Below are 15,756 nucleotides of genomic sequence, written 5' to 3'. Positions count from 1 at the left end.
TGGGCCTTGGTAGAGGTTTTGTTCACCTGGCCGCCGCATGCTTCGTGGTTAAGAAACCCCGGGGGAGGGATGGAGATGAAGATCTCCGGCGTCATGCGCGCCTTTGGCGGCGCGCTTGCAGTCGGCGTGGTCCTGGCCGGCGGCCTGGCGCTGTTCGCGATCGAAGGCCTGCGGGTCGGCGGTCCGCTGTTCCGCCAGATCGTCGACAACAAGGACATCGTCGCCGACATCCTGCCGCCGCCGCTCTATGTGGTTGAGGCCGACCTGGTCGCCACCAAGCTGGTGGCCCATCCCGAGACGGTGGACGCCGCCGCCGACAAGCTGGCGGCGCTGCGCAAGGACTACGACACCCGCCGCGCCTATTGGACGACCGCGCCGATCGACCCGGCCATGCGCGAGCTGCTGGTCGACCAGTCCGCCGCTCCCGCCATGACGTTCTGGAACCAGATCGACCAGGAAATCCTGCCAGCCGTCCGGTCCGGCGACCTGGAGCGGGCCCGGCGCGGCCTGGCCCGGGCCGACGTCGCCTACGAGGCCCATCGCGCCGTGATCGACAAGGTCGTGGTCATGGCCAATCGCGACGCCGCCGCGGTGGAGGCGCGGGCCGTGGCCCAGACCCGCCTGGCCTTCATCCTGCTGGCCGGGGCGGGGGCGCTGGTGCTGCTGGTGGTCGGTGGCGGCATCGTCCTGATGAGCCGTCGCATCGTCCGCCCGATCCAAGCCATGACCGGCTACATGGGCCGGCTGGCGGCCGGCGACTATGGCCGGGCCGTGCCGTTCGCCGGGCGCGGCGACGAGATCGGCGAGATGGCCAATTCGGTGGCCGTGTTCCGCGAGGCGATCGTCGCGCGTCAGGCCGCCGAGGACCGCATCGCCGCCGACCGCGACGAGACCGAGGCGGCCAAGAGCCGGCACGACGCCGAACGTCGGGCCGAAGAGGCGGGACGGGTGCAGGTGGTCGAAGCCCTGGGCGCGGCCGTGGCCCGGCTGAAGGCCGGCGACCTGACGGCCCGTTTGGGGACGGCCTTCCCCGCCGCCTATGAAGGGCTGCGCGGCGACTTCAACCGGGCGATCGCCGGGCTCGAGGCGGCCATGCTGGAGGTCGCCCAAGGCGCGGGCGGCCTGCGGGCGGGGGTCGGCGAGATCAATCGCGCGATCGAGGACCTCTCGACGCGGACCGAGCGTCAGGCCGCCAACCTGGCCAGGACGGCCGCCGCCCTGGGCCAGGTCAGCGCCAGCGTCCGGCGCACGGCCGAGGGCGCGAGCGAGGCCAACGCCGCGGTGACCGACAGCCGCGCGGTCGCGGACCGTTCCAGCCAGGTCGTGGGCCGCGCGGCCCAGGCCATGAGCCAGATCGAAAGCTCGTCGACCAAGGTCTCGCAGATTCTGGGCGTGATCGACGAGATCGCCTTCCAGACCAACCTTCTGGCCCTGAACGCCGGCGTTGAAGCGGCGCGCGCCGGTGACGCCGGTCGAGGCTTCGCGGTCGTGGCCCAGGAGGTGCGGGCCCTGGCCCAGCGCTCGGCCGAAGCGGCCAAGGAGATCAAGGGGCTGATCTCGGAGTCCTCGGACCATGTCCGCTCCGGCGTGACCCTGGTCGGCGAGGCGGGCGAGGCGCTCGGCGATATCGTCGAACGGGTGGGGCTGATCGGCGGCCTGATGGAGCAGATCGCCCAGTCCAGCCGCGAGCAGGCCGCGGGCTTGGCCGAGGTCGATCAGGCGGTCGGCCAGATGGACCAGGTTATCCAGCAGAACGCCGCCATGGCCGAGCAGGCCACCGCCGCCAGCCGCGGCCTGGCCGACGACGCCGTGCGGCTGGAGGCCCAGGTCGAGCACTTCCAGGTGTCGAGCGGGCAGGAGGCCTGGGCGGCGGCCTAGGAGAGCGAGCTACTTCAAGTCGGGATAGTAGGAGCCAAGCTCGGGAAGTCCCAGGCGACGCTGCTCTTCCTGATAGGCCCGGGCCGTGAAGGGGCCTCGCACGGAGTCGGCGCCGGCGTCACGATGGTCGTCCGCTCGCACGATGTAGAAGTAGCGCGTCTGAGACTTGTCGATCTCGCCGGTCGCCGCGCGGGGATGGCTCGCGGCGACCACGTAGGCCGCGTTCCAGCCCCAGCTGAAGACGACGCCAGGGATCCGCTCGACGCAGTCCACGCGCCTGTCGTAGCAGACCGCAGTCGATGTGGGACCATCCAGGGCGGCCAAGCGATAAGGCCCGTCAAGCGCATCATACCGGCCTGAATCGTAGAACCAGACGCCGTCTTCATTCCGCAGCCGCGCATCGCGGGCGACCCACGGCGAACTCTTGTAGAGCTTGCTGACCAGGCGGCAGACGAAGACGCCTGGCTGGCGCGTGGGCAGGCAGCGTGCTGGCTTGCGGGCGACTGGACCCGCCAGGATCAACGGGCTGATGCCTTGTTTCTCCAGTCTCGCCACATCCGCACCCGTCGCGATGTCGTCGGCCTTGCGCTGGTCTTTCACCGAAAGAACAACTGAGGGATCGTGAGTCGCGCAGGCCGACAGCCACAGACCGCAGCTCAAGCCCGCGAAGGCGGCTACGGGTCTGACCGACGCCATGGGCTCCTATTCCTTCGTCAGGTCCTGGCGGCGGAACAGCACCACCGCGCCGCCGGCCAGCACGATCAGCCAGGCCAGCAGCAGCACCAGGGCCAGGCCGGCGGGGCCCGCCTCGGGGCGCACCTCGTCGGGGGCGGCGATGAAGCCCTTGAGGATACGGCCCGCATAGGCCGGGATCGCCAGGCTCTTCCAGGTCGTGGCCTGCATCGTGGCGGCCAGGGTCGATTGCACGAACACCACGACGAGGCCGGCGATCACCGCGCCCATCGTCGACCGGGTGAGCACGCCGACCAGGCCGGCCAGGGCGCCGATCAGCATCACCTCCAGCCAGGTGATCAGGAAGACGCCGGCGAAATGGCCAAGGAAGGCCGAGCCGTTGGGTGGACCGACCAAGGCGGCGTGGTTGACGGCGCTGCCGAACAGGCCCGCCAGGACCGACGTCAGGGCGGTCAACAGCAGGCTCCAGGCCGCGACCTCGGCGAAGACGATCAGCTTGGCGGCCAGCAGGTTGACGCGGCTGTTGCGCGGGGTGAGCAGGCGCCAGGTCTCCCAGCGATAGTCGCCGGCAAAGATCGCCGCCGCGCCGATCAGCAGGAACAGGGCGGTGAACGGGCCCGAGGCCCCGGCCACCGCGCCCATGGCCCGGTTGGCCAGGTCGGTCGTTTCGCCGGGAATGGTCCGGTGCAGGGCCGCGCGGGTGAAGACGTCGATCCCCATGCTGAACAGCATGGCGACCAGGGGCGCGAAGCCGAAGCCCCAGAACAGGGCGGTCCGGTCGCGGGACAGGCGGAAGCGCTCGGCGGCGATGGCGTCAGCGAGCATTGGCGAGGTCCCCATTCTTCTGGTCGGGCGGGCCAAGCGCGCCGAGATAGGCGCTTTCCAGGTCGCCCTCGCGCCAGCGCGCTTCGGTGATCTCGACCCCGGCCTCGACCAGGGCGCGGATCAGGGCCGGGGTCTCGGCGCGCAGCACGTCGGCCAGCACCGCGTTGGCGCCGTCCGGTTGGCCCTTGGCGCCCAGCACCGCCAGGGCCTTGTCGGCCGGCGAGACGGTCAGGCGCAGGCGCGGCTTGCCGCCGGTCAGGGCCTCGACGTCGCCCTCGGCGGCCAGCTTGCCCTTGGAGAAGATCGCCACCCGGTCGCAGACCCGGCGGACCTCGTCCAACTGGTGGCTGGCCAGAATGATCGTCACGCCCTCCTTGGCGGCCAGGTCGCGGATCAGGGCGCGGATTTCCTGGATGCCGGCCGGGTCCATGCCGCTGGTCGGCTCGTCCAGGATCACCAGCTCGGGCCGGGTGAAGAAGGCCGCGGCCAGGCCCAGGCGCTGCTTCATGCCCACCGAGAAGGTGCCGGCCTTGCGGTCGGCTGCGCCGCCCAGCCCGACCCGCTCGAGCCAGTAGTTGACGTCGGCCGAGCCGACGGCGCCGCTTTCCATCGCCAGCATCCGCAGCACGTCGCGGGCGGTCAGATAGGGCGGATAGCGCGGGGTCTCGATCATCGCGCCGACCCTGCGCAGGGACGAGGTCTGCCCGGCTGGGACGCCGAACAGCCGCGCCGTGCCGCTGGTCGGCCGCACCAGCCCCAGGGCGATGCGGAACAGGGTGCTTTTGCCCGCGCCGTTCGGACCCAGCACGCCGAACACCCCGCCGGCCGGGATGCGTAGGGACAGGCCATCCAGCGCGCGCACCGCGCCATAGGTCTTGACGAGGCTCTCGGCCTCCAGGGCGAAGCTCATGCGCGACAGGTTCCGGCGGCGGTCATGCGGGGCGACTCCCTGAAAGTTGCGGCGACTATGGCCGGGCGGGCCTCCAACGCCAAGTTAAGTCGCCGACAGACATGGCGAGCCGTCACAAGCCTGGGCTATAGGGCGAGCGTCCCAGTACGAGGTGTGCGTGATGGCCGTTGTGTGTCGGTGGATGGTCCTGGTCGCGGCCCTGATGCTGACGACCTTCGCCGCGAGTTCGCCGGCCGAGGCGGCCAAGAGGCCGTCGAAGCCGGGGCTGACCATCTTGATCTCGCTGGACGGCTTTCGGCCCGACTACCTGGACCGCGGGAACACCCCGACCCTGAGCGCCCTGGCGGCCGACGGCGCGCGCGGGGCCATGCGGCCGTCGTTCCCATCCTTGACCTATCCGAACCACTACACCCTGGTGACCGGCAAGCGGCCCGACCACCACGGCATGGTCAACAACACGCTGGAGGACGAGGCCATCCCCGGCGACAGCTTCAGCATGTCCAACCACAAGGCGGTCGGCGACGGGCGCTGGTGGGACCAGGCCAAGCCGATCTGGGTCAGCGCCGAGCAGCAGGGCGTGCACGCCGGCATCCTGTTCTGGCCGGGCTCGGAAGCGCGGATCGACGGGGTGCGGCCCAGCCGCTGGAAGGTCTTCGACATGAAGGTCTCGTCCAACGATCGGGTCGACACCCTGCTGTCGTGGATCGACGCCAAGACCCCGCGGCTGGGTTTCGCCACCCTCTATTTCGACCGCACCGACACCGAGGGCCACCACTACGGCCCGGACTCGCCGGAGGTGAACGCCGCCGCCGCCGAGGTCGACGCCGCGATCGGCCGGCTGGTGGCGGGGCTGAAGGCGAGGGGGCTGTACCGGGCCACCAACCTCGTCGTCGTCGCCGACCACGGCATGGCGCCCCAGCCGCTGAGCGGCCTGGTCGAGGTCTCGACCCTGGTCGACCCCGCCAAGGTCAAGTTCGTCAGCACCGGTTCGATCGTCGGCGTGCGCGCCTTGCCGGGGTTCGAAGCGGAGGTCGCGGCGGCGATGCTGAAGGCCCATCCGCACCTGACCTGCTGGGAGAAAGACAAGATCCCGGCTCATTTTGGCTACGGGACCAATCCGCGCGTGCCGCCGATCGTCTGCCTGGCCGACTTGGGCTGGTACTTCGTCACCGCCAGCGCCCTGAAGAAGCGGTTGGAAGAGCACCCGCGCGACGGCGGGGCCCACGGTTACGATCCGTTCGATCCCGCCATGCGGGCGGTCTTCGTCGCCCACGGGCCGGCCTTCCGGCGGGGCGTGGTGCTGCCGGTGTTCGACAATGTCGACGTCTATCCGCTGCTGACCCGGCTGATCGACGTGAAGGGCGACAAGGGCGACGGTTCGCTGGGGCCGGTGAAGGCGGCGCTGCGGTAGGGCCTCGGGGCGACGTCAGGGCTATGGCGACCACGCCGCAGGCCGCCTTCCCTAAAGTCGTGCGGGGGTTCGTGAGCTACGGCGAATTCGTGATGACCCCGCTTGCGCTGATAGTTTCGATATGCGTTAAATATTGCGGATATTGGAAATCGGAGCTTCGCCATGATCCGCAGCGCCCTGACCTCGGCCCTCTGCTATCGCGACCCTAAGGCTGCGCTGGACTTCCTGGAGGCGGCGTTCGGCTTCGAGCTGGTGATGCTGATCGAGGACAACGAAGGAAACCTGGCCCATGCCGAGATGAGCTTCGGCGACAGCCTGGTGATGATCGGCAATGAATGGACCGCGCAGCACAAGAGCCCGGCCTCGATCGACGGCTTCAACACCCAGAGCGTCCACATCCATCTGGAAGGCGACATCGACGCCCACTGCGAGCGGGCGCGGGCGGCCGGAGCCGAGATCCTGATGGAGCCGGCCGACCAGTTCTATGGCGATCGCACCTATCGGTGCCGCGACCCAGAGGGCCATTTCTGGACGGTCGGCGCGCCGGTCCGCGCCGTCAGCGTGGAAGAGGCCGAGGCGGAGTCGGGCCTGAAAGTGGTGAAGGGCTGGGCGTGACTCCCGACGAGTTTCGCCGCTTGGAGGGCCACCTCGGCATGAGCGCCTCGCTGGACGTCACCCTGGCCGCCCTGGCCGACCCGCATCGGCGGGCGACCGTCGACCTGCTGCGCCAGGGACCGCGCCGGGCGGGAGAGCTGGCCCAGGCCGCGGGCCTGTCGGCCCCCGCCATGAGCCGCCACCTGCGCACCCTGCGCCTGGCCGGCCTGGTGGAGGAGACCCACCCGCCGTTCGACGCCCGGGTGCGGGTCTACGCCCTGCGGCCCGGACCAATGGCCGAGCTCAAGGCCTGGGCCGAGGCGGCCGAGGGTCTGTGGAGCGACCAGCTGCTGGCGCTGAAAGCCCACGTCGAGGGAGAGGGCGGGTGAGCTCCAAGGTCCTGGTCGCCCTGCGCATCAAGGCCGCGCCGTCGCGGGTGTTCGAGGCGTTCACCGCCGACATCGGCGCCTGGTGGAGGCCTAACGCCCTGTTCTCGTTCACCCCGCGCTCGCCCGGCGTGCTGGCGTTCGAGGGGACCGGCCAGGGCGCCCGCCTAGTCGAGCGCCTGCCCTCGGGCAAGGTGTTCGAGATCGGCGCCGTCCGGATCTGGAACCCCGGGGAGCGACTGGTGTTCGGCTGGCGCCAGGCCAGCTTCGCGCCGGGCATGGAGACCGAGGTCGAGGTCCGCTTCGAGCCGGCAGGAGACGAGACCCGGGTCACGGTCGAGCATCGCGGCTGGGATACGGTGCCGACCGAGCACGTGGCGCGCCATCGGTTTCCGGACGCCGTCTTCCTGCAGCGCCATGCCGAATGGTGGCGCGCGCTGCTGACAAGTCTCGCCAGCCGGGCGGCTATGGACGTAAAAGAACGCGCCAGGGAGGGCGACGCATGACCAAGGCCATCAGCCGAAACCACCGACAGGCCGCGCTGGGCTTCATCTTCATCACCGCCTGCCTGGACGTGCTGTCGCTGGGGGTGATGATCCCCGTGCTGCCCGAGCTGATGAAGCGCTTCAACGGCGGCGACACCGCCTCCACGGCGCTGTGGGTGGTGCTGTTCGCCACCACCTGGGGCGTGATGCAGTTCTTCTGTTCGCCGATCCTGGGCCTGATGTCCGACCGCTGGGGCCGCCGCCCGGTGATCCTGACCTCGATCTTCGGCCTGGGGGTGGATTTCCTGTTCATGGCGTTCGCCCCGACCCTGTGGTGGCTGTTCGTCGGCCGGGTGTTCAACGGCATGACGGCGGCCAGCTTTTCGACGGCCGGCGCCTATGTCGCCGACGTCACCAAGCCGGAAGACCGGGCCAAGGGCTTCGGCCTGATGGGCGCGGCGTTCGGGGTGGGCTTCACGTTCGGCCCGGCCCTGGGCGGCTGGCTGTGGCAGTTCGACCATCGGCTGCCGTTCCTGGTCTGCGCGGGCCTGGCCCTATGCAACTGGCTGTACGGCTTCTTCGTGCTGCCGGAATCGCTGCCGCCCGAGAAGCGCGTCCATCGCTTCGACTGGAGCAAGGCCAATCCGCTGGGCTCGCTGAATCTGCTCCGGAGCAAGCCGGACCTGCTGGGCCTGGCCGGCGTGGGCTTCCTGTTCCAGCTGGCCCACAACGTGCTGCCCAGCGTCTTCGTGCTGTACATGGGCTTCCGCTATCACTGGTCGACGGCAGTGATCGGCCTGACCCTGATGGGCAGCGGCATTGCGGGCATCCTGTTGCAGAGCTTCGTGGTCGGTCCGGTGGTCAAGCGGGTGGGCGAGCGCGGGGCGCTGCTGATCGGCCTGTTCTCGGGCTGCGTCGGCTTCATGATCTATGGCCTGGCGCCGACGGGCTGGCTCTATCTGTGCGGCCTGCCGATCTTCGCTTTCACGGGTCTGATCCAGCCCGGTCTGCAAGGCCTCATGACCCGCCGCGTGCAGCCCTGGGAGCAGGGACAGCTGCAGGGGGCGAACTCGGCGATGATGGGCGTCACCGCCATTGTCGGACCCTCGCTGTACCTGCTGCCGTTCTCCTGGGCGGTCCGCCATGACGCCACCGTGCACCTGCCCGGCCTGCCGGCCCTGATCGCCGCGGCCCTGCTGCTGGCGGCCACGATCCTGGCGATCCGCGTGGCGCGTCCCCTGGCGGTGGAACCCAGCGTCGCCTGACCGTCTTTGAACGGAGACGGGAATGGCCATGCGCCGAAATCCGGACCTTGGCCGCCATCAATGCGCCCGAAAGCTCGGCTGATCTCGCCGGCTGGAATTCACGGAGTTTCCTGACAACCATGCGGTCCTATCGCGTCGTGCTTCCCGCCCTGGCCCTGCTGGCCGCCTGCTCGCCGCAGGGGCCGTCGAAGGCCCAGACGATCCCGGACCTGGCCCAGCCGACCCGCCGCGCGCCCACCGACCCCGGGTCGATGAAGGCCTCGTTCGCGCCGGTGGTGAAGAAGACGGCCCCGGCCATCGTCAACGTCGCCAGCAAGCGGGTGGTGCGCCAGCAGGCCGATCCGTTCTGGGACTTCTTCATGGGCGGCGGCGGCGGGGCGCCGCGCGAGCAGGTGCAGGGCTCGCTCGGCTCGGGCGCCATCGTCCGGGCCGATGGGGTGATCATCACCAACCACCACAATATCGAAGGCATGAGCGACGTCACCGTCCAGCTGGCTGATCGCCGGGAGTTCCCGGCCAAGGTGCTGCTGGACGATCCGCGCTCGGACCTGGCGGTGCTGAAGATCGACACCAAGGGCGAGCGCCTGCCGGTGATCGCCATCGACGACCAGGAACAGTTGGAGGTCGGCGACCTGGTTCTGGCCATGGGCAACCCGTTCGGGGTCGGCCAGACGGTGACCAACGGCATCGTCTCGGCCCTGGCCCGCACCGACGTGGGCGCCGCCGAGTTCGGCAGCTACATCCAGACCGACGCGGCGATCAATCCGGGCAATTCCGGCGGCCCGCTGGTCGACATGGACGGCGACCTGATCGGGGTGAACACCTTCATCATCTCGCGCTCGGGCTCGTCCAGCGGCGTCGGCTTCGCCATTCCCGCGGCCGTGGTGCGCCAGGTGGTCAACACCGCCCTGGGCGGCGGCCACAGCGTGGTGCGGCCCTGGCTGGGCGTGAAGGGCCAGCCGGTCACCGGCGACATCGCCCGCAGCCTGGGCCTGGCTGCGCCGCGCGGGGTGGTGATCTCCGACGTCTATCCGGGCGGCTCGGCCGAGCGAGCCGGCATCCGTGACGGCGACGTGATCCTGTCCATCGATGGCCAAGCGGTCAACGACGAGGGCGGCGGCGCCTTCGCCATCGGCACCCACAAGATCGGCGACCGGGTCCAGGTGCTGATCAACCGCAACGGCAAGGAACAGACCCTGACCCTGCGCGCCGAGGCGGCCCCGGAAAGCCCGGCCCGTGACGAGCGGGTGCTGAAGGGTCGCAACCCGTTCGACGGCGCCACGGTGGTCAACCTGTCGCCGGCCGTGGCCCAGGACCTGAACATCGACCCGTTCGCCGGCCGCGGCGTGCTGGTCACCAAGATCGGCCAGGGCTTCGCGCTGAACGCCGGCCTTCGTCCGGGCGACTTCGTCCGCGAGGTCAACGGCCGGGCCATCAACACCACCGCCGACCTGGCGGCGGTCTCCAACGCCGGGGCCGCGACCTGGACGGTGACCATCGAGCGGAACGGCCAGCGGATCACGGCGCGGCTGCGGGCATAGGGGGGCGACGGTCGGCAAAGCTTGTTGCCACGCGTCGAAAGCGGTACCGTCCAGCTTCTGGTCACGCGAACCCAGGAGCGTGTCATGACCTACGTCGGAAGCTGCTTTTGCGGCACGGTGCAGTTGGAGGTCGACGGCGAACCGGAGGGCATGGGCTATTGCCACTGCCGCTCGTGCCGCGCCTGGTCTGGCGGGCCGGTCAACGCCTTCAGCCTGTGGAAGCCCGAGGCGGTCCGGATCACCTCGGGCTCCGACGAACTGGCGACCTACCAGAAGACCGCGTTCAGCCAGCGGCGCTATTGCGCCAAGTGCGGCGGTCACCTGATGACCGATCACCCGACCCTGGGGCTGGTCGACGTATTCGCCGCGACGCTCCCGACCCTGGTCTTCGCGCCGGGCGTACACATCAACTATGCCGACACCGTGCTGCCGATGCGCGACGGCCTGCCCAAGCTGAAGGACTTTCCAGCCGAGTTCGGCGGGTCCGGCGAGACGATGGCGGAATAGGACCGGGCTATGCCTTGATCTTCGAGGCCACCGACCAGGTGTGGCCGAACGGATCGACGAGCTGGCCGTAGCGGTCGCCCCAGAACTGGTCGGCCAGCGCGAAGCGCACGGTCGCGCCGGCCTCGACCGCCCGCTTCCACCAGGCGTCGGCGTCGTCGACCTCCAGGTGCAGCGTGACGGCCGAAGGCGGAACATAGTCGCCATGGGCCATCTCGCTGAAGTGGTCGGACAGCATGACCCAGTCGCCATTGATCAGCAGCCGCGAATGCAGCAGGCGCTCGCCGTCGTCGGCGGTGTTGCGGAACACCTCCTCGGCGCCGAATGCGCGCTTGTAGAAGTCCACGGCCGCCTTGCCGCCGACGACGGAAAGATAGGGGGTGACGCCGGTCGTCGGACCCCGGGCGGGATCGCCTTCGTTGGTCATGGTGGTTCCCTCCGTGATTAAGTAAACCTAGCCCATGTCCGATCTTTTCCAAGCCGCCGGCCTGACGCCCCATGCGCCGTCGCCGCTGGCCGACCGCCTGCGTCCCCAGACCCTCGACGAGGTGGTGGGCCAGGAGCACCTGCTGGGCCCCGACGGTCCCATCGGCCGCATGGCGGCCGCCCGCCGCCTGGCCTCGATGATCCTGTGGGGGCCGCCCGGCACCGGCAAGACCACCATCGCCCGCCTGCTGGCCAAGGCCGGCGGCTACGAGTTCATGCAGATCTCGGCGGTGTTCTCTGGCGTCGCCGACCTGAAGAAGGCGTTCGAGCAGGCACGCGTGCGCCGTTCGGCCGGCCAGAGCACCCTGTTGTTCGTCGACGAGATCCATCGCTTCAACCGCGCCCAGCAGGACGGTTTCCTGCCGTTCGTGGAGGAGGGGATCGTCACCCTGGTGGGCGCCACCACCGAGAACCCGTCGTTCGAGTTGAACGGCGCTCTGCTGTCACGCTGCCAGGTCTTCGTGCTCAAGCGGCTGGACGAGGACGCGCTGGAGGCCCTGCTGGTCAAGGCCGAGGCCGCCGAGAACCGCAAGCTGCCGCTGGACGGCGACGCCCGCTCGACCCTGATCGCCATGGCCGACGGCGACGGCCGCTACCTGCTGACCCTGACCGAGACCCTGCTGGCGATCGGCACGGACACGCCGCTGAACCCCACCCAGCTCACCCAGTTCCTGCAGAAGCGCCGCCCGGCCTACGACAAGAACCGCGAGGAGCACTACAACCTGATCTCGGCGCTGCACAAATCGGTGCGCGGCAGCGATCCGGACGCGGCGCTCTACTGGCTGGCGCGGATGCTGGAGGGCGGCGAGGACCCGCTGTTCATCGCCCGCCGCCTGGTGCGCATGGCGTCGGAGGACATCGGCGCGGCCGATCCCCTGAGCCTGCTCCTGACCACCGCCGCCAAGGACGCGTACGACTTCCTCGGCAGCCCCGAGGGCGAACTGGCCCTGGCCCAGGCCGTGGTGCACATGGCCAGCGCGCCCAAGTCCAACGCCGTCTACAACGCCTATAAGGCGGCCCGGCGCCTGGCCAAGGAAACCGGCAGCCTGACGCCGCCGGCCCACATCCTCAACGCCCCGACCAAGCTGATGAAATCGCTGGGCTATGGCGACGGCTACGCCTACGACCATGACGTCGAGGGCGGGGTCTCGGGCCAGAACTATTTCCCGGACGGAATCGAGCGGCCTAGCCTCTATGAGCCCAAGCCGGTCGGGGCTGAGGCCAAGGTCAAGGAACGCCTCGACGCCTGGAACCGCCTGCGGAGAGACGGCAAGTGAAGCTTACCCCCGCGGTCCGCGTGACCGCCGCGATCGCCCTGGTCCTGCTGCTGGCCGGCGCGGCGCTGCTGTGGCTGGCGGCGACGACGCCCTGGCATACCGACTCCAGCGCCTATTTCGCCGACCTCCGGAAGCTGCGCGCGACGCTCTATTTCGGCCAGCCCGACGCCGAGGCGTTCAAGGCGGCCACCGTCCGGTTCGGAGCCCTGCAGACCCAGTACGCGACCCGCAAGTGGCTGTACGCCGACCTGGCCTACGCCAGCTTCAGCCTCGGCGCTTGCACGGCCGTGGTCGCCGGCCTGACGATGCGGTTCGGGGCGCGGCTGCTGCGCACGCAGAAGAACGCGGTGGTCGTGCTGGGCGTGACGCTGCTGGCCTTGATCGCCACCCTGGCCGGGCTGGCGGCCGATCCGCTGCACCGGTTCTATCGCGAGCAGCTGCCCGAATGGTCCGACACCCTGGAGATCCCGCTGGCCGGGGCGCTGGTGGCGATGATCCCGATCGCGACGATCACCCTGCTGCTGGTCCTGCCGCCGCTGATCTTCCGGCGCCGGGCCAGCGGGCCGCTGCTGGTCTTCACCCGACCGCCGCACTGGCCGTCGATCGCGGCCAACGCCGTCTACGCCCTGCCGCTGGCCTTCGCGGTGTTCCTGCTGACCAGCTTCGCCTCGCGCGGCGGCTGGGCCCTGGCCCCGGCGGGGCTGATGCTGCTGTGGCTGTTCCTGAACGGCCGGGCGCTGTGGATCGCGCCGAAAGGAGAGGCCGCATGAGCCGTCCGCCCCCCGGCAAGCCGGACCGGCGCCCGCCCGGCGTCGCCAAGCCCAAGGCGTCCGACACGCCGGTCGTCCTGACCCCGGAGGAAATCGCCTTCACCCGGTCGCTGGTGATCCACGAGGACGACAGCGTCTTCGTGTTGAACAAGCCGGCGGGCCTGTCCAGCCAAGGCGGGCGCATCCAGGCCCATACGTTGGACGACCTGCTGTGGGCCCTGGCCCGGCGGGACCGCCCGCGGCCGCGCCTGATCCATCGCCTGGACCGCGACACCTCGGGCGTGATCCTGACCGCCCGCACCAAGCCGGCCGCCACCTTCCTGGGCAAGGCCCTGATGGGCAAGCGGTTCCGCAAGACCTACCTGGCCATCGTCACGCCGGGCGCGCCAGAGCCGCGCGGCGGCCAGATCGACGCGGCCCTGCGCCGCGAGTCCATCGGTCGCGAGGCCTATATGCGGGTCTGCGCGCCCGACCACCCCGACGCCGAGGCCGCGCGCAGCCGGTATCGCACCCTGGCGTCCACCGAGGGCGCGGCCCTGGTCGAGCTGAGCCCCGATACCGGCCGCATGCACCAGCTGCGGGTCCACATGGCCTCGATCGGTCGGCCGATCGCCGGCGACAGCCGCTATGGCGGGGCGCTGATGCTGGGCGGCGCGCCCGTGCCGCGCCTGATGTTGCACGCCGTCCAGCTGGTCTTCCCGCATCCCGAAGGCGGCGAGCGGCGGATCGGCGCGCCGATCCCCGGCGACATGCGCGCGGTTTTGGATAAGCTGGGCCTTGAACTTCCCGAGCGCGGCCCTCCGGAACAGGGCCGGCCGGAAAACCGTTAAGCCTGGCAGGAGATTTCGCCATGAAGCGTCAGAATACGAAAGGGCTGATCGCGCTCGCCTTTTCCGCCGCCCTGCTGACCGCCTGCGCCACCTCGCCGACGCTCTACGGGCCGCAGACCGGACCGCGCGGGGCGGGCTATTCGGAGTATCGCCTGGAGGCCGGCCGCTACCGGGTGACCTTCCAGGGCAATCCCGGCGCCCCGGTCAACCAGGTCTCGGACTACGCCCTGCTGCGCTCGGCCGAGCTGGCCCTGCGCGACGGCTACGACTGGTTCCGGGTGGCTGACCGGGTGACCCAGCAGACCGGTTCCGGCCGGGGCTCAAGCCTGTCGATCGGCGGCGGCTCGGGCAGCTACGGCCGACGCAGCGGGGTCGGGCTGGGCGTCGGCACCAGCTTCAACCTCGGCCCCGGCCCGGCGGTCAGCAGCTCGATGGAGGTGGTGTTCGGCAAGGGCCAGCCGCCGCACGACGCCGACGTCTATGACGCCCGCGCCATCGTCCGCACGGTGGGGCAGGGACGGGCGGCGGTCTAACCCGCCGCCTTCTTCGTGCCGGTCGCCGCGACCGGGTAGGCGGCCCGCAGGGCCGCGTGGGTCAGACCGGCGGTCTCGGCGGCCGCGAAATAGCCCTCGGCCGGCAGGCCCTGTAGAGCGACCATCGGGGCCAGGCCCCGCGCCTCGCGCCCGAAGGCCATGATGTCGGCGGCGATCTTTTCGGCCGGCCCGGTCAGGTCGCTGGCGTCCAAGGTCAACCCCTGCAGGCGGGCGTCGCGGAGCACGCGCAGGGCTTCCTTCTCTGGCGGCACGCGGGCGATGACGCCGCGGGTCAGGGCCTTCAGCAGGCCGACCACTTCCAGCAGGCGGCCCGCGGGCGTGCCGCGCGTCACGTCGACCAACTCCATCATCACCCCGCCGCGCAGCAGGGCCAGGGACAGGCCGGACGTTCCGGTCAGCATGTCGCGGCCGCGCTGGGTGCCCAGGGTGCGGAACGAGGCCGGCACGATCAGGTCGGGTCGGTCGTGGCCCTGCGAGGCGCGGGCGAAGACGGCGGCGTATTTCAGGGCCGCCTCGTCGATGAAGGCGGCGTCGCGGTCGGGCAGGCGCGAGACGGCGCGGGCGCTGATCTGCTTGCCCGAGCCCAGGTGGGTGACCACCGGCTCGATGCGCACCGCCGTGGCGATGTTGCGCTTGAGGCTGATCATGTGCTCGAGCGTGAAGTCGACGCGCAGGGCCGCCCCGCCGGCGGTGGTGAAGGCGACGGGTGTGCGCCGGGTCTCTTCCAGCGGATCGATGTCGAAGCGGATGGGCGAGCGGGTCGAGTCGCGGCGCGCTCGGGCCGCCAGGATTACCGACGCGTCGACCGGACGGCAGACCAGGCCGCCGGCCTCGACGCCGATCACGGCGCGCACGCCCAGGTCCGTGGGTTCCGCCGCGCCCAGCAGGTGGGTCAGAACGTCTTCCAGGATGCGCACGCTGGTCACCTGGGCCGCCAGGCCCTGGTCGTTGTTCATGGCGATCAGGAAGTCTTCCTCGCCGATGCGGGCGCGCAGGTCGCTGCGGTCCAGGTGCTCGGCCAGCTTGCGCTCGACATAGGTCCAGACGTCGACGCGCTTCTTGTCCCACCAGTCGCCGGCCCAGCGACGGATGGCCTTGACGCTGATGACGTTGACCGAGCCGCGGGTGATCAACTCCGACCCCGCCAGCCGCTGGAGTACGGGGCCGCTGAGAGCCAGGTGCTCGTTCCGGTCGTCGTTTTGCATCGAATCGAAGGGCATGTTCGCCTTGGCGCGGGAGGAGCCCATAAGATGCATTTTACAGCCTTAACGGTCAGTGCAGGAACACGGTGTGCAAACGAGGTTACCGTAACGCGCTCAAACGTTAAGATGCCCATTTCCCGGGCCT

17 protein-coding genes are annotated in these 15,756 nt (G+C 70.2%); 12 read left to right on the top strand and 5 right to left on the bottom strand.

Features of this window, described 5'->3' with window-relative positions; genetic code table 11:
* Positions 1-75 precede the first annotated feature (75 nt).
* Positions 76-1,878, top strand: a complete 1,803-nt coding sequence (locus G3M57_RS16150) for a methyl-accepting chemotaxis protein (RefSeq protein ID WP_163231729.1) — start codon at positions 76-78, stop codon at positions 1,876-1,878.
* 9 nt (positions 1,879-1,887) lie between these two features.
* Here G3M57_RS16150 and G3M57_RS16145 read toward each other — a convergent pair whose 3' ends face one another.
* Genes G3M57_RS16145 through G3M57_RS16135 form a run of 3 tightly spaced genes read right to left on the bottom strand, consistent with a single transcriptional unit; the run spans position 1,888 to position 4,306 of the window.
* Positions 1,888-2,574, bottom strand: coding sequence for a hypothetical protein (locus tag G3M57_RS16145; RefSeq protein ID WP_163231727.1), 687 nt, complete (start codon positions 2,572-2,574; stop codon positions 1,888-1,890).
* A 6-nt stretch (positions 2,575-2,580) separates the two neighbouring features.
* On the bottom strand, positions 2,581-3,396 hold the full coding sequence (locus tag G3M57_RS16140) for an ABC transporter permease (RefSeq protein ID WP_056759325.1): 816 nt from the start codon (positions 3,394-3,396) through the stop codon (positions 2,581-2,583).
* A complete protein-coding gene (locus G3M57_RS16135; RefSeq protein ID WP_056759324.1) occupies positions 3,386-4,306 on the bottom strand; it encodes an ABC transporter ATP-binding protein in 921 nt (306 codons plus the stop codon). Before G3M57_RS16135 ends, G3M57_RS16140 begins: the two co-directional genes overlap by 11 nt.
* A gap of 160 nt (positions 4,307-4,466) precedes the next feature.
* Between G3M57_RS16135 and G3M57_RS16130 the strand changes: the two genes are divergently transcribed.
* The 7 genes from G3M57_RS16130 (at position 4,467) to G3M57_RS16100 (ending at position 10,495) form a co-directional block, all read left to right on the top strand.
* Positions 4,467-5,717, top strand: a complete 1,251-nt coding sequence (locus G3M57_RS16130; protein WP_163231725.1) for an alkaline phosphatase family protein — start codon at positions 4,467-4,469, stop codon at positions 5,715-5,717.
* Positions 5,718-5,879: 162 nt separating this feature from the next.
* Positions 5,880-6,332 (top strand): VOC family protein, encoded by a 453-nt coding sequence (locus G3M57_RS16125; RefSeq protein ID WP_163231723.1) that lies wholly within the window; start codon positions 5,880-5,882, stop codon positions 6,330-6,332.
* A 38-nt stretch (positions 6,333-6,370) separates the two neighbouring features.
* On the top strand, positions 6,371-6,700 hold the full coding sequence (locus G3M57_RS16120) for an ArsR/SmtB family transcription factor (protein WP_056759318.1): 330 nt from the start codon (positions 6,371-6,373) through the stop codon (positions 6,698-6,700).
* On the top strand, positions 6,697-7,203 hold the full coding sequence (locus G3M57_RS16115; protein ID WP_163231722.1) for an SRPBCC domain-containing protein: 507 nt from the start codon (positions 6,697-6,699) through the stop codon (positions 7,201-7,203). The genes G3M57_RS16120 and G3M57_RS16115 overlap by 4 nt, the downstream gene beginning before the upstream one ends.
* Entirely contained in the window at positions 7,200-8,447 is a 1,248-nt protein-coding gene (locus G3M57_RS16110; RefSeq protein WP_163231721.1) for a TCR/Tet family MFS transporter, read from the top strand. Before G3M57_RS16115 ends, G3M57_RS16110 begins: the two co-directional genes overlap by 4 nt.
* 110 nt (positions 8,448-8,557) lie before the next feature.
* Complete coding sequence (locus tag G3M57_RS16105) at positions 8,558-9,988, top strand: Do family serine endopeptidase (RefSeq protein ID WP_163233759.1); 1,431 nt, start codon at positions 8,558-8,560, stop codon at positions 9,986-9,988.
* 84 nt (positions 9,989-10,072) lie between these two features.
* Complete coding sequence (locus tag G3M57_RS16100; protein WP_056759311.1) at positions 10,073-10,495, top strand: GFA family protein; 423 nt, start codon at positions 10,073-10,075, stop codon at positions 10,493-10,495.
* Between the two features lie 7 nt (positions 10,496-10,502).
* Here the strand turns inward: G3M57_RS16100 and G3M57_RS16095 are convergent, their stop codons facing one another.
* A complete protein-coding gene (locus G3M57_RS16095; protein ID WP_163231720.1) occupies positions 10,503-10,919 on the bottom strand; it encodes a VOC family protein in 417 nt (138 codons plus the stop codon).
* Positions 10,920-10,953: 34 nt separating this feature from the next.
* On the opposite strand from G3M57_RS16095, the gene G3M57_RS16090 reads away from it, so the two are divergent.
* Genes G3M57_RS16090 through G3M57_RS16075 form a run of 4 tightly spaced genes read left to right on the top strand, consistent with a single transcriptional unit; the run spans position 10,954 to position 14,388 of the window.
* Positions 10,954-12,255 (top strand): replication-associated recombination protein A, encoded by a 1,302-nt coding sequence (locus G3M57_RS16090; RefSeq protein WP_056759306.1) that lies wholly within the window; start codon positions 10,954-10,956, stop codon positions 12,253-12,255.
* A complete protein-coding gene (locus G3M57_RS16085) occupies positions 12,252-13,025 on the top strand; it encodes a hypothetical protein (RefSeq protein WP_163231719.1) in 774 nt (257 codons plus the stop codon). Before G3M57_RS16090 ends, G3M57_RS16085 begins: the two co-directional genes overlap by 4 nt.
* Positions 13,022-13,855 (top strand): RluA family pseudouridine synthase, encoded by an 834-nt coding sequence (locus G3M57_RS16080; RefSeq protein ID WP_163231718.1) that lies wholly within the window; start codon positions 13,022-13,024, stop codon positions 13,853-13,855. The genes G3M57_RS16085 and G3M57_RS16080 overlap by 4 nt, the downstream gene beginning before the upstream one ends.
* A 20-nt stretch (positions 13,856-13,875) precedes the next feature.
* Complete coding sequence (locus G3M57_RS16075) at positions 13,876-14,388, top strand: CC0125/CC1285 family lipoprotein (RefSeq protein WP_163231716.1); 513 nt, start codon at positions 13,876-13,878, stop codon at positions 14,386-14,388.
* Here the strand turns inward: G3M57_RS16075 and G3M57_RS16070 are convergent.
* A complete protein-coding gene (locus G3M57_RS16070; protein WP_163231714.1) occupies positions 14,385-15,629 on the bottom strand; it encodes a hypothetical protein in 1,245 nt (414 codons plus the stop codon). The two genes, G3M57_RS16075 and G3M57_RS16070, sit on opposite strands and share 4 nt — an antisense overlap.
* Between the last annotated feature and the right edge of the window lie 127 nt (positions 15,630-15,756).

The organism is Caulobacter rhizosphaerae (assembly GCF_010977555.1).
In the GTDB taxonomy this organism is placed as follows: Bacteria; Pseudomonadota; Alphaproteobacteria; order Caulobacterales; family Caulobacteraceae; genus Caulobacter; species Caulobacter rhizosphaerae.
The sequence above is the reverse complement of the archived record's forward strand: the minus strand, read 5'-3'. Positions and strand labels throughout refer to the sequence as shown.

Excerpts from the sequence above, each read along its gene's own strand:
- G3M57_RS16150 (WP_163231729.1), top strand. The coding sequence starts at position 76 with ATGAAGATCTCCGGCGTCATGCGCGCCTTTGGCGGCGCGCTTGCAGTC.
- G3M57_RS16145 (WP_163231727.1), bottom strand. The coding sequence starts at position 2,574 with ATGGCGTCGGTCAGACCCGTAGCCGCCTTCGCGGGCTTGAGCTGCGGT.
- G3M57_RS16140 (WP_056759325.1), bottom strand. The coding sequence starts at position 3,396 with ATGCTCGCTGACGCCATCGCCGCCGAGCGCTTCCGCCTGTCCCGCGAC.
- G3M57_RS16135 (WP_056759324.1), bottom strand. The coding sequence starts at position 4,306 with ATGAGCTTCGCCCTGGAGGCCGAGAGCCTCGTCAAGACCTATGGCGCG.
- G3M57_RS16130 (WP_163231725.1), top strand. The coding sequence starts at position 4,467 with ATGGCCGTTGTGTGTCGGTGGATGGTCCTGGTCGCGGCCCTGATGCTG.
- G3M57_RS16125 (WP_163231723.1), top strand. The coding sequence starts at position 5,880 with ATGATCCGCAGCGCCCTGACCTCGGCCCTCTGCTATCGCGACCCTAAG.
- G3M57_RS16120 (WP_056759318.1), top strand. The coding sequence starts at position 6,371 with ATGAGCGCCTCGCTGGACGTCACCCTGGCCGCCCTGGCCGACCCGCAT.
- G3M57_RS16110 (WP_163231721.1), top strand. The coding sequence starts at position 7,200 with ATGACCAAGGCCATCAGCCGAAACCACCGACAGGCCGCGCTGGGCTTC.
- G3M57_RS16100 (WP_056759311.1), top strand. The coding sequence starts at position 10,073 with ATGACCTACGTCGGAAGCTGCTTTTGCGGCACGGTGCAGTTGGAGGTC.
- G3M57_RS16095 (WP_163231720.1), bottom strand. The coding sequence starts at position 10,919 with ATGACCAACGAAGGCGATCCCGCCCGGGGTCCGACGACCGGCGTCACC.
- G3M57_RS16090 (WP_056759306.1), top strand. The coding sequence starts at position 10,954 with ATGTCCGATCTTTTCCAAGCCGCCGGCCTGACGCCCCATGCGCCGTCG.
- G3M57_RS16080 (WP_163231718.1), top strand. The coding sequence starts at position 13,022 with ATGAGCCGTCCGCCCCCCGGCAAGCCGGACCGGCGCCCGCCCGGCGTC.
- G3M57_RS16075 (WP_163231716.1), top strand. The coding sequence starts at position 13,876 with ATGAAGCGTCAGAATACGAAAGGGCTGATCGCGCTCGCCTTTTCCGCC.
- G3M57_RS16070 (WP_163231714.1), bottom strand. The coding sequence starts at position 15,629 with ATGCCCTTCGATTCGATGCAAAACGACGACCGGAACGAGCACCTGGCT.